Here is a 12,539-nt window from a genome sequence, read left to right on the forward strand (position 1 = left end):
TCTGGATTCGTTTTAAGATGATATAATCGAATGAATAAAGAAAGATTCATCACAAGATCAATGAATGAGCCTGACTTAAGTATCGGAACTGGCTCTGCAAGGCTAGTATTGTTAACCATACTCCATAAACCAATACCCACGATTGACTGTGGAAAAAAACCTCTTGAAACAGAGGTTTTTTTTGCCTATTCGAGAAATCTGGAAACTCTTCAGACGATAAGAACATTCAACTACATTTTTGGGAGTGGATCCTACACGATGTTCAACTGGCGCTATTTGCTTCCGAACAAATTGAAGTACAGGCTAATCATGGCTTATATCACCCTTCTAATGATTCCTTTGTGCATAGCTATTTTTTATCTGTTCCAGCATTTTGAATCGATTCGTCAGAAGGATATGATGGATCGGATGTCCGAGCACATGCAGCAGGTTCATGTGTCCTTGACAGATATGATGGCATTCGCCTATAAGGCGAATATTATGCTGAGCCAGGACGAGAGCCTGATCCAAATTATGCACGATCCGGACAATTACGATCCCCTTGAGCGAAAGAAAGTCATCGAGAGTAAGATGTTTGGCATCAACAACAGTTTCTTCTTCCATCAGACAGAACTGTATTTTAGATTCATCGACCTGAAGGGCAATGTATACACCTCCTATGCACCTGCCGGCCGGTTGACTAACGAGCTCAAAACCTTACAAGATTGGCAGGATAAGCTACATAGCGGGACACATTCATACCGATGGGTGGCTGATGATTGGAATGACGTAATAGGCAGTAAAGGAAGCAAGGTTTTAAGCCTGTACATAGTCCTGGATGACCCACTGCGTGGAAACTTCGGACTGGCTCGCATCAGCATCAATATTCAGGAATGGTTCCTGAGCACATTAAAGGATAGTCCGGCTAACCAGGATTTGACCATCTTTACGGGACAAGGAGAGACTATTCTCCAAAGTAAGAAAACAACCTTCAGTATGGATATGTTACATAGAATTACGTCGCTACAGGCAAAGGAAGGACACTATGAGGATAAACGTTCCTCATCCCTAGTCAATTACAGCTATCTTGAAGATCTGGATTGGTATGTAGTCAGTCAAATGCCGTTAAGCGAACTGCAGCAGGAAATCCGGCAATTAAGGTTTATCGCATTCCTCTTTTTGACGATTCTGGTCATCGTCTACGTGCTAGTAACCATCATCCTATCGGCTCGTATGACGAAGCCGTTGGTTGTCTTAGAGCGGAGCATGGAGGAGGCATTGGACAAAAAGCTGAATGTCAAAATCAGTATCGGAAAGGGGGCAACTGACGAGGTGCGTTCCCTGGGTGACAGCTTTAACCACATGATAGATGATGTCATCGCACTCATTAACAAGCTTAAGCTGGAGGAGCGGCAGAAGCAGGCGGTACGTTTTCAAATGCTGCTCTCCCAAATGAACCCGCATTTTCTGTTGAACACCTTGAATACGGTCAAATGGATCGCCAGAAAAGAAAAGCAGGAAGCGATCGCTGGCATCTGCACTTCTTTGGGGCTAATCCTGGAGGCCAGCCTGAACTCGGAAATAGAGCTGATTCCCCTTAAAGAAGAAATGAAGTTGCTGCGTTCCTACGAATCCATTCAGTCCTTTCGCTTCAGGGATCATTTCATCGTCCGCTATGAATTGGATGAGCCGGTTCAACATGCTCTCGTTCCCAAGCTTAGTCTTCAGCCTCTGGTGGAGAATGCTATCGTCCATGGCTTTGACATGACGGACGGGTGTGGCACGATTTGGGTGAGGGTGAGAGCGGAGGGTAGAGAACTTATCCTGGAGGTGGAGGATAATGGTATCGGCATGGAAGCGGCCGCACTAAAACCGGGAAGACGAAGCGGTCATGGCATCGGACTGAGTAATCTGAGAGAAAGGCTACAATTGCTTTTTAAGCGGGAAGGTTCCATGGAGATTATTTCAGGCGCGGAAGGGACCCTTGTCCGGCTCCGGCTGCCTTTACTGATAGCAACACCTTATTCACAGGAAGGAGGCGATGGGCATGTGGGCGATTTTACTAGTGGAAGATGAGGCATTTGTCCGGGAGACCCTACGAGATACGGTGGAATGGGAACGGCACGGATTTTACGTTGTGGGTGAGGCTGGGAACGGTAAGGAAGCTCTTACGGCTATTCTGGAGCTTAAGCCTGACGTCGTGATCGCGGATATTGTTATGCCGGGGATGGACGGGATTGAACTGTTGAAGGAGACACGGAAATCGGGAATCCGCAGCCGGTTTATTATGCTGACGGCTATGAGCGATTTTGAATATGCCCGGGATGCCCTTCAATACGGGGCCTTCAACTATCTCTTGAAACTTTCCTTGAATGATGAAGTTCTGCTCGAGAATCTGGCACGGATTAAGGGAGAACTGCTTGAGGAGCTTAGCGTAGCTGGTGAGGCACTTTATCCTTATTATCACCGTATTTGGTCGGGTATCCGGGGAACGGTCGCAGCGTCCGATCAAGATCAGACCGGAACAATTGCGATAACGGAGAAATTCCACGACTTAGAACTTGAAATTTATACCATACTGAGTGGAGCTGTACCCGCTGCAGCGGAAAAGATGAATATTCAGACAGAGGAATATCTGTTGGTTCAACCCTTCCATGAAGGAGGACAGACAACTTTCTTTTGCTGGAGCTTTGGGAAGAAGGCAGCGTGTGCAAACAGACATAAACATAACCTTTCGATTGGAATGGCTTACGGCAGCAGTCTGAGCCAGTTGTCCCAGGATTGGCGCTTAGCACTGAATCAGTTGAACGGATATTGGTACGGCTCAATGGGAGGTCAGGTGAAGGAGCGGCATGAACTGCCGCCGATCGCAGAGCTGGAAGCAGAGCTGATCCGGCGTTTCGAAGCACGCGACGAACGCCAATGCACCGAGGTGACAGCTTTAATGTGGAAGAGCATGGAAGCCTCTTTGTTCTCCCATGTAGAAGTGAAGATACTGGCTGCCCATCTTGTTCATATGCTAGCCATGCTGGCAGGACGAAAATCGGAGTACCGGCAGGAACTTGACTCAGCCATCAGCCATGCGTCGCTGCTTGTTCATGTACAGCAAGTCATACATAAGCTAATCCAGCAATTGAAGGAAGAACATGTAAGTTTTACAGATCATCCTGAGGTGAATCGGGTGATTCAATATATGCTGGAGCATTTCAAAGAAAATATCAAGATTGCGGATTTAGCCAAGCTGGTATCCATTAACGTCGACTATCTAAGCACCGTTTTTGGTAAAAAAACCGGACTGACACCGATCGCCTATTTGCAAAACATCCGGATCGAGCAGGCGAAGCGTCTTCTGCTGCATTCCAAACTGAATGTGGAGGAGATCGCTTTTCAGACAGGCTTTGCCGATGATGCATACTTCATTAAGGTGTTCAAGCGCATGGTTGGACAAACGCCTAGCTCCTTCAGGCGTGAGAATAATACCTAAGTTTTGTACTGTTCATCTGTAAGTTTCAACCCTAATGAGGCAAGGGATTGATTGGTATAGTTGGGTGGAATCAAACAATCCAATCAAAGGGAGGTTGCAGGAAGATGAGAAACAGAAAATGGATGATGACAGGGTTTGCTCTGTTTATGACCGTGCCTCTGGCACTCGCCGGCTGTGGTGGAAGCGGGGGCGGGAAGCAAGCAGAGGGAGCTATTTCTCCTGGGGCAACTAAGACCAGCAGTGAGCCGATCAAACTTACCCTGTGGGGAGCGGTACCATCCGAGAATGGCCCACAAGAGGTCGTAGACAACTGGAATAAGCAACATCCGGATGTTCAGGTGGAGTATGTGCGGTTCGTCAATGACGATGCTGGGAACCTGAAGCTGGATACAGCTCTCATCTCTAATCAGCCCGTGGACATGTACGTCAACTATGATTTCAGCCTTTACGAGAAGCGGATTAAAGCAGGCAACGCACTTGATTTGGGCAAATTCTCCGATTACAACGTGGACGATAAGATGGGGGAAGGCGCTGCGCTATGGAAAGTAGACGACAAGTATTATGGTCTGCCTACCCAAAAAGGCTTGTCTTTTGTCTGGTTGAACAAGGATATGCTCGATGCAAAAGGACTGCCGGTTCCGACGGATTGGGGGCTGGAAGAGTTCAGAGATTACGCTGCCAAGCTGAAGAGTGACAAGGTATGGGGATTGGCACAGAGCGATTATTACTTCACCGTGCCTATCAACGGGTCCTTACAGAAGCAAAGTTTGCAACTGACAAAAGACGATGGAACTTCCGCTTTTGATAACCCGCTAACGGTCAAGACGCTTCAGGTCTATTCGGACATGATGTTCACCGATAAGAGCCTGATGCCTCATACGGAGCAGATCACTTCGAAGCCTGCCTTGGACCAGATGTTCGTGAAAGGAGAAGCCGCAATGTTGTTCTCCACGAACCAGATCTTCCGCACGACGAATAATATAGCTGAATTTCCCCGGTCGTTCAAGGTGGCAGCGGCACCAGCTCCCAAAGTGAACAAGGATCAGACCGATTATATTAACGCCGGTGGCCTGGGAGATGTGATTTCCATCAATCCGAGCTCCAAGCATCAGGAAGCTGCCTGGAAATTTATACAGTGGTATGCGGATGAAGGGATGCTGCCGATGGCGGCGGGCGGAAGAGTACCTTCCTCCAAGGACTTCCCGGTCGATGAGGCTGTCGCGCTAATGTTCAAAGGTGTGGAAGACACGTATGATCTGGATTCAATCAAACGGGTGATGTTCGGTGATCTGCCGCTGGGTCTGAGCCGTTTGGACCGGAAGACAGGAAGCGAGCAACAAGCTATCTATGACAACGTGTTTTCTCGGAAGCTGACACCTGAAGATGGTGCGAAAGAATTAGCACGGGTGCATAACAAGAATTTGCAGGCGTCATCGAAATAGCTCAACCTGGCCAAGGAGGGGCGGGTGATTCGTACCGTATCCCTCTATACACCGCTAGCTGCCTGATGATGCAAGTTACCCTATTTAGAGAGAAAGGCGGTGACCGATCGTGAGCTGGATGAAGCGACAGAGGCTGATTGGTTATGTGTTTATCGCTCCCAATCTTATCGGAATGACCGTGTTTATGCTCATTCCAGCCCTGTTCTCCTTTTATTTAATGTTTACGGATTGGGTATTCGCTAGTGGGGAAGCCCCGAACTACGTTGGATTGGATAATTTCAGGATGCTGGTGAGAGATGATTTATTCCTAGTATCGGTTAAAAACACCTTGCTGCTACTGATCCCTGTACCGATTTCTATCATGCTTGGATTTCTGATTGCTGTCATGCTTAATAATCGGACGTATTTTCAAAAGACACTTAGAGCGTTCTTTTTCGCTCCGTATTTTACCAGTGGCATAGCCATTGCTTTCGTCTGGATGGTACTATTTCAGCCTAGTAGTGGTCCGATAAATGCCTTCCTGCACTCCATTGGTATAACTGATCCTCCACAATGGTTTGCTTCCCCGGATACAGCAATGTATGCAGTGCTGATTATGATGACCGCAGGTGGCATTGGCTATAACATGATCATTTATTTAGCTGCCTTGCAGGAATTGTCCGCCGAGCAACTGGAAGCCGCGAAGATAGACGGAGCAACATTTGGGCAACTGCTGCATCTCATTATTTTTCCATTAGTGAGTCCAACGACGTTTTTCTTAATGATTACTGGTTTTATCGGCTCGATCAAGGGATTTGGCATGATTTATGCAATTACCCAAGGCGGGCCGGGCAATAGTACGACGGTTTTCTCGATTTTTGCATATAAAAAAGCCTTCAACTTCTATGAAATGGGGTACGCGTCGGCTGTCTCGTGGACTATGTTCCTGATCATCCTGTGCATCACGCTTATTCAATGGGTTGGTCAGAAAAAATGGGTCCATTACTAACAGAGAGGAGACGCACAATGGCTAGGAGAAATGTAAGAGTAATCAGAACACGGGTGATGAGAACCTTCAATACGATCATCATGGCGCTTGCCAGTCTGCTGCTGCTGTCACCAATGATCTGGATGATCAGCACTTCGTTTAAGAAGCCGAAGGACGTTTTTAACTATCCGATTCAGTGGATTCCGCACGATCCTGTATGGACCAACCATTTTAAGGTTTGGACGACTGGAGACGGATTTTCGCTTTTTTATTTCAATTCCTTGAAAATATCTTTGATTTTGATGATTGGAGCTCCTTTGTTGGCCGCTTTTGCCGCATATGGTTTCAGTCGGATTCCATTTAAGGGAAGGAACGCCATCTTTTTGCTGTATCTGTGTCTGATGATGATTCCACAGCAAGTGTTGTTTGTCCCGAAATTCATCATGTTTGATTGGATGAAAATTTATAATACACATTGGGCGCTCATCCTCCCAGGCTTATTTACGGTATTCGGCGTCTTCATGATTCGGCAATTTTTCATGAGCATTCCCCATGAAATATCGGAAGCGGCTTTCATTGACGGAGCCGGTCATTTCCGGATATTCTTTCAACTGTTTCTACCGCTATCCAAACCAGTGCTTGCAACCTTCGCAATTATTGATTTTACATGGACGTGGAACGATTACGAGAATTCCTTGATCTTCCTGTTAGACAAAAGATTGTTCACGGTACCGCTAGGCATGCAGAATTTCATGCTGGAAGCGGGAGTGGATTATAACATGATGATGGCTGCCGCTACAGCGGGAGTCGTGCCGCTTCTCATTGTCTTCTTCATGGGCCAAAAGTATATTATTCAAGGCTTCTCAAGCTCTGCCGTCAAAGGATAAACAACGATACGAACAATAGAGATAGACGGAGATTAAAGACGCCTCGGGGTCCATTCAAAATGTTTTATGATAGCGCATACAAAAATGTTTTAGGAGGAATTTCGTCTGTATGAAGAGGATATCGATTGTGATTGTCGTGGTTTTATTGTCCAATCTGGTATTGTTCTACAGTCCTGCGCATGCAGCATCGGATTTCAATCATGTACTGAGTGATTTTGAGCAAGGAGACGATAACTGGATTTTTGCTATGGGGGATTCGCCTGAAGTGAAGGGAAGCTTCAATCGGATCGAATCAGCTGAGAGTTATAACGGAGCCCATATGGGACAAATAAAAGCAGATTTCAGTCTAAGACCAACGGGATCGCCATTTGCATCCATAAAAAAAGAGGTGGATGAGCTAGATATTGAACAACTGGCGTTCTGGGTCAAAACCTCGGACTTGAAATCACTGCGAATCCGAACGACAGATTCGACAGGGCAAACATTCCAACAGCGCATTACATTGCAAAATACATCGAATTGGTAGCAGGTTGTCGTAAGTCAGATGGGATCGAACACATTTACTTACTGGAATGGAGCAAATGACGGTGTATGGCATAAACCGGCAAACGCCATCACAATCCTTTTCGACCGATTTGATATGAAGAACGCCGCGTTACCGGCCACTATCCTGGTTGACCACATGACGGCTCAGATGGGTGATTGGCAGCCAGAGCTGAAAATTCAGCAAACAGCACTTGGCAATATTTTTCTGGATTCTGAACCGAACGTTTTTATTGTAAGAACAAGCAGACCATCAGTAAGTTGGGCCACATATGATATTTATGGCGCACAGATTACTTCGGGAAGCGAGAGTCCGGTCGCCGGGAAAGCTCAGATCACGGTGCCTTTCAGCAAATTGGGCTATTTTACGCTTGAAGTTACTGCGGAGAGACCCGGCAGTGAACCACTGGTCCGAAGTACAGCTTACGCCGTTGTTTCTTCAGCATTGCCACCCGGTAATGGGGAGTCACCGTTTGGTGTCAGCACGCATTTGAACTGGACTGCCTCCGGATGGAGCAAAGAGCTGAGTAAACTGATCCGTTATATGGGCGCATCCTTCGTTCGGGATGGCATGGAATGGAGCAGCATCGAGAAACAAAAAGGCATCTATACCTTCGCCCCTTCACCGGATGATTATATGCAGAAGCTTGCGGAGAATGATCTTAAGCTGCTTTTTGTGGCGGCATTTAACAACCCATTCTACGATAATAATGCAACACCCTACACGGATATAGGAAGAAGGGGACTTGCGGAATACGCTAAAGCTTATATAGAGCAGTACAAGGATCAGCTCATCGGTTTCAATGTATACAATGAGTTCAATGGCGGGTTCGGCAAAAGGGGCAACAGTCCTGCCAATTCGCAGCCGAACTATTACTTCAATCTGATGAAAGAGACCTATAATGTCGTTAAACCGGTCCATCCGAATGTGCCGGTTGTCGGTATCGTCTCAGGAGGCGTCGACCTGAACTGGATTGAAGGTGTACTGAAAGGCGTAGGAGAAGGCGAGGACAAAAACGCAGGACTGAAATATCTGGATGCTGTCTCTGTACAGACCTATATGGACCCGAACGCACCTGACGACGTATTTGCAAAATTGAAAGGTCTGAAAACCTTGATTAAGCAATACAATAACGGCAATCTGGTACCGATCTGGGTAACAGAATTCGGATCACCGACACATCAATCTGCAAAAGGCGTCGATGAGAAGACCCAGGCCAATTATTTGCCGCGTGGTTTTGTATCGGGATTGAGTCTCGGCGTAGAGCGGATGTCTTGGTATGATTTTATGAATGACGGACTTCGAGATGATTATAATGAGGATAATTTCGGACTGGTCCGACATAAGAATGACCCGATGGGGGCCTATACACCGAAGCCGGCCTATGCGAGTTATGCCGCAATGAGCAGACAACTTGCCGGTGCAGTATTCGAGGAAATTGAGCAATTCGGAGATCCGATCAGAAGCAACTTATTCACAAAAGGTGGCGAAAATCTTAGAGTTGTCTGGGCGCAGAGTGACACTCAAGCCGTTATCGAAACGGATAACAACCTAGAAATTACTGATTTTATGGGAAATACAGAATTTTACTCCCCGCATCATGGCAAGATCTATATGACGATAACGGGAGAGCCATTCTATATCAAAGGAAGCATCAACCGGATCGTTACGGACGGCACATTTACAATCGCTGGAGGGCAAACAGCAGTAGGAGATCCGCATGCGTTCAACTTAACGATTAATAACGATGATCTCCCTAACCTGACTATAACAGCGAAGATGGAGGAGAATAGCTATCCGATTGAAGCGGTGCAAGGTCAAACAGAAGCGCTTACTCTAAGCATTAACGAGACGCGAGAAGGTTTCCGTTCGGTAATCATTCACTTGTTGGACGAAGCTGGCAACAAGATAGGCAAGCTACAGCATAGCGTTGCAACCGGCTTACCACACAAGGTTACGGTCAGACCTGCGATGCAACAGAAGGAAGGACAGTACAGTCAAACGCTAAATATCGATGTAGAAAACTTCAGAAAGGCCGCCGGTCTTACTGTCGACAGGGTGACTTGGCAGGTTGGAGAACAGTCCGATCACGCTAGGAGGAGATCAACCGACGTCCATCCGCGTCGAGTTTGCGGAGCAGGAGCCATACGTCTATAAAGGGAATTTTAGTTTTAATCCGGTCAACCGGGGGACGATTGCGGTCAATGACCATATCGAACCGGAAATTGAAGCTTTGGCGCCTACAATCGATTTGTCGCAGGGTAAGCCTGTCTTGCTCTCCGGCCATAGCGGAACCATTGGCGTGAGCGGTCAAGCCTGGCTTCACTTTGATCAGGATCACCTGTACCTGACGGCCAAAATTAATGATAATGTTCATTCGGCTGCAGCTTCCGATGCTAATATATGGAATAATGACAGCATTCAGTTTGCGTTATCTCCGGGAATTCCGGGTGAGAGCCGGGGATGGTATGAGTATGGCATATCGGATTCGCCTAATGGTCCGCAAGTCTATCGCTGGACGGCGTTGGGGGGATTGCCAGTAGGGCTGGTGCAACATGGTGAAGCATCGGTAACCAGGAATGAGGAACAGAAGCTGACGATTTATAAGCTAGCTCTGCCTTGGTCGGAGCTGACACCGATTGCACCTCAGCATGGAGATGTGATGAGCTTCTCGCTGCTCGTGAATGAGAATGACGGACAGGGACGAGGCTGGATCGAATGGGCAAGGGGCATCGGTTCCGAGAAAAGACCGAGTTTATTCCGCTCCATGCAGTGGATGATGCCGACCCAATAAGCAATAAGGAGAAGAACTATGCCACTTGTTGATATGCCGTTAGAACAATTGAAAACCTATGAAGGAACGAATCCACGCCCAGCGGATTTCGATGAATATTGGGAGCGTGCTCTGGCAGAGATGCGGACTGTTGATCAGCAGCTTGAGCTGGTGCCTAGCAGCTTTCAAGTACCCCATGCCGAATGCTTTGACCTGTATTTCACGGGCGTGAAGGGAGCGCGAATTCATGTGAAGTACGTGCGCCCCAAGAATATGGAAACCCCTCATCCGGCTGTCGTTATGTTTCACGGCTATTCCGGCCATGCCGGGGATTGGAGCGAGAAACTGGCTTATGTATCGTTAGGCTTCTCTGTGCTTGCCATGGATTGCCGCGGCCAGGGGGGAACCTCGGAGGATGTAGGAGGGGTAAAGGGAAATACGCATCACGGACATATTATCCGCGGGTTAAATGATCACCCGGATGAACTGCTATTTCGTCACATTTTTTTAGATACTGCACAGCTTGCCGGAATAGCGATGAAGCTACCTGAAGTCGATCCTGAACGCGTTTACGCTGCAGGGGGATCTCAGGGAGGTGGACTTACGATAGCTTGTGCTGCATTGGAGCCGAGAGTGAAGAAGCTTGCACCGATTTTCCCTTTTCTTAGTGATTACAAGCGTACATGGGACATGGATTTAGATCAAGAAGCTTATGGCGAGCTGCGTACGTATTTTCGCTACTATGATGTGCTTCATGAACGCGAACATGATGTATTTGAGAAGCTCGGCTACATTGACATACAATTTCTAGCTGAGCGAATTCGTGGCGAGGTCATGATGAGCGTCGGGCTAATGGATACCATATGCCCGCCATCTACGCAATTTACAGCATACAATAAAATGAACACGATGAAGCAGCTTGTTATTTATCCTGACTTTGGACATGAGTATTTACCGGGTTCGTCCGACCGGACGATGCAATTTTTCCTGGAGTAATGAATCAGAACGAGATATCAACATTAAAATAATCACCCATAATTACATTTAAACGTTAATATCTAATGGCTTCGTCCTTTGTTTTCAGAGGGCGAAGCCATTAGTGTTTTGGGGATTATAACGGACAGCTCGCTTTAGGCTGTCTTTTGAAAACCAAAATTGAGGTGTTACTTTGTCAAAACGACAGTTCCTTTATAAGATATTGATCCCCTAGCACACACAAAATTGCGAACTAGAACTGTTTTTTTTAATAGTCAAATTTGTTTTAATTCAGTCTAAATAAGCGCTTACATTAGAGGGCAGCTAAACTTACAATTATGTCTAACCATTTAAATTTGGGAACTTCTCCAGCAACGGCGATGAATTTCACTGTCATAAGCTTTCTTGCAAAGCTAGGTTGAATATTTGAAAGGGGGGGCGTCATGGGGCTTACTAGACGAAAAGCAACCGTGATTATTTTGTTTACCACTCTGATTGTTCTTGCTTTACTCGTGTTGAGCTTAACTAACAAAAAGGCGGAGCTACCTGAAGATTGGATATTTACAGTAGATGGATACGCCGTAACAGAGGACGAATTTCAATTTTATGTCAAGGAGCAAAGAGCTATAACGGCAGACTATTTCTTCAGAATTTATGGGGTCCAAGTAGATGAGGGCTTCTGGACACGTCAATACGGAGAAAACCATGAAACCCCAACTGAATACGCCAAAAAATCTGCAATGACTGCATTGCTAAAGACCAAGCAGGAGCAATTTATTGCAGATGAGCGGGGGATCGCCCCTTACAAAAGCTTTGATGAGCTAAAATCCGACATGGAAGATGAAAATGTTAAGCGAGCTAAGATGGAAGATTCAGAAGGGACTTACTATGGATTGCCTCAGTTTGATTTAAATCAATACATGCAATATTTAAGTGGCGCCCGTTGGCCGGATTTGGTAGAAACGCAGGTTAAAAAAACGAAAATGAGCGAAGCAGAGTTGCAAGTTGAGTATGCATCAAAAAGTGCGGAATATGTTCGTGTTGCAAATGAATTGACGGCTGCGTTAGCGACAGCGGGACAGGCCAAGGAAGAGAAAGTGCTAAACCGTTTGGATATATCCAAAGAAGAAACCGAGTCTCTTAAGTTCTGGGAGTCTTTAGCTGCTGCTTCTGTAGGTGAGACAGTAATCGGTAAATATATGGGCGAGGATGTCGTTGCCACATTAACCACAAAACCGGAAATCACCAAGCTTAAACTGGAAGAAGTGAAAGATTCCATTCTATACGGATCGGCGGAGTCTGACTTGCGAGCGTTAATTGCAAATACGAATAAGTTGAAGATCGTATATAACGGTAATCGATTTAGTGAATTAGTAGTGAACTAGAATAGTTATGTTTTTAAGTTTATAAAAATCTATGTCTATTGAGGCTTCCATAGATGGAGATTTTTTATAAAGTATTAATTTATTAATTTCAAAGGGAGGAAGT

At 46.3% G+C, this 12,539-nt stretch carries 10 protein-coding genes; all 10 read left to right on the plus strand.

The window, feature by feature from the left end:
* Positions 1-30: 30 nt before the first annotated feature.
* The 10 genes from MKX41_RS08915 to MKX41_RS08960 all read left to right on the plus strand — a co-directional run bounded on the left by MKX41_RS08915 (position 31) and on the right by MKX41_RS08960 (position 12,436).
* On the plus strand, positions 31-2,055 hold the full coding sequence (locus tag MKX41_RS08915; protein ID WP_340969712.1) for a cache domain-containing sensor histidine kinase: 2,025 nt from the start codon (positions 31-33) through the stop codon (positions 2,053-2,055).
* On the plus strand, positions 2,027-3,463 hold the full coding sequence (locus tag MKX41_RS08920; protein WP_340969714.1) for a response regulator: 1,437 nt from the start codon (positions 2,027-2,029) through the stop codon (positions 3,461-3,463). The genes MKX41_RS08915 and MKX41_RS08920 overlap by 29 nt, the downstream gene beginning before the upstream one ends.
* Before the next feature lie 104 nt (positions 3,464-3,567).
* Positions 3,568-4,905: an ABC transporter substrate-binding protein gene (locus tag MKX41_RS08925; RefSeq protein ID WP_076283676.1), complete on the plus strand. Its 1,338-nt coding sequence runs from the start codon at positions 3,568-3,570 to the stop codon at positions 4,903-4,905.
* Positions 4,906-5,023: 118 nt separating this feature from the next.
* Positions 5,024-5,893: a carbohydrate ABC transporter permease gene (locus MKX41_RS08930; protein ID WP_340974849.1), complete on the plus strand. Its 870-nt coding sequence runs from the start codon at positions 5,024-5,026 to the stop codon at positions 5,891-5,893.
* A gap of 17 nt (positions 5,894-5,910) precedes the next feature.
* On the plus strand, positions 5,911-6,759 hold the full coding sequence (locus MKX41_RS08935; protein WP_076283675.1) for a carbohydrate ABC transporter permease: 849 nt from the start codon (positions 5,911-5,913) through the stop codon (positions 6,757-6,759).
* Positions 6,760-6,868: 109 nt separating this feature from the next.
* Positions 6,869-7,285 (plus strand): hypothetical protein, encoded by a 417-nt coding sequence (locus MKX41_RS08940; protein ID WP_340969719.1) that lies wholly within the window; start codon positions 6,869-6,871, stop codon positions 7,283-7,285.
* Positions 7,286-7,303: 18 nt separating this feature from the next.
* Entirely contained in the window at positions 7,304-9,460 is a 2,157-nt protein-coding gene (locus tag MKX41_RS08945) for a hypothetical protein (RefSeq protein ID WP_340969721.1), read from the plus strand.
* The gene (locus MKX41_RS08950) at positions 9,375-10,097 is read left to right on the plus strand and encodes a sugar-binding protein (RefSeq protein WP_340969723.1); all 723 of its coding nucleotides are present in this window, start codon (positions 9,375-9,377) and stop codon (positions 10,095-10,097) included. Before MKX41_RS08945 ends, MKX41_RS08950 begins: the two co-directional genes overlap by 86 nt.
* Before the next feature lie 18 nt (positions 10,098-10,115).
* Positions 10,116-11,072: an alpha/beta fold hydrolase gene (locus MKX41_RS08955; protein ID WP_340969725.1), complete on the plus strand. Its 957-nt coding sequence runs from the start codon at positions 10,116-10,118 to the stop codon at positions 11,070-11,072.
* A gap of 422 nt (positions 11,073-11,494) precedes the next feature.
* Positions 11,495-12,436 carry a hypothetical protein gene (locus tag MKX41_RS08960; RefSeq protein ID WP_076283672.1) on the plus strand — a complete coding sequence of 314 codons (942 nt, stop codon included), beginning with the start codon at positions 11,495-11,497 and terminating at the stop codon, positions 12,434-12,436.
* Positions 12,437-12,539 lie beyond the last annotated feature (103 nt).

Source organism: Paenibacillus sp. FSL R5-0475, from assembly GCF_038004585.1.
GTDB lineage: Bacteria > Bacillota > Bacilli > Paenibacillales > Paenibacillaceae > Paenibacillus_AQ.

What these genes read in the sequence shown, in the direction of transcription:
- MKX41_RS08920 (WP_340969714.1), top strand. Translation starts at nt 2,027, where the DNA reads ATGTGGGCGATTTTACTAGTGGAAGATGAGGCATTTGTCCGGGAGACC.
- MKX41_RS08940 (WP_340969719.1), top strand. Translation starts at nt 6,869, where the DNA reads ATGAAGAGGATATCGATTGTGATTGTCGTGGTTTTATTGTCCAATCTG.
- MKX41_RS08935 (WP_076283675.1), top strand. Translation starts at nt 5,911, where the DNA reads ATGGCTAGGAGAAATGTAAGAGTAATCAGAACACGGGTGATGAGAACC.
- MKX41_RS08945 (WP_340969721.1), top strand. Translation starts at nt 7,304, where the DNA reads ATGGGATCGAACACATTTACTTACTGGAATGGAGCAAATGACGGTGTA.
- MKX41_RS08925 (WP_076283676.1), top strand. Translation starts at nt 3,568, where the DNA reads ATGAGAAACAGAAAATGGATGATGACAGGGTTTGCTCTGTTTATGACC.
- MKX41_RS08915 (WP_340969712.1), top strand. Translation starts at nt 31, where the DNA reads ATGAATAAAGAAAGATTCATCACAAGATCAATGAATGAGCCTGACTTA.
- MKX41_RS08960 (WP_076283672.1), top strand. Translation starts at nt 11,495, where the DNA reads ATGGGGCTTACTAGACGAAAAGCAACCGTGATTATTTTGTTTACCACT.
- MKX41_RS08955 (WP_340969725.1), top strand. Translation starts at nt 10,116, where the DNA reads ATGCCACTTGTTGATATGCCGTTAGAACAATTGAAAACCTATGAAGGA.
- MKX41_RS08930 (WP_340974849.1), top strand. Translation starts at nt 5,024, where the DNA reads ATGAAGCGACAGAGGCTGATTGGTTATGTGTTTATCGCTCCCAATCTT.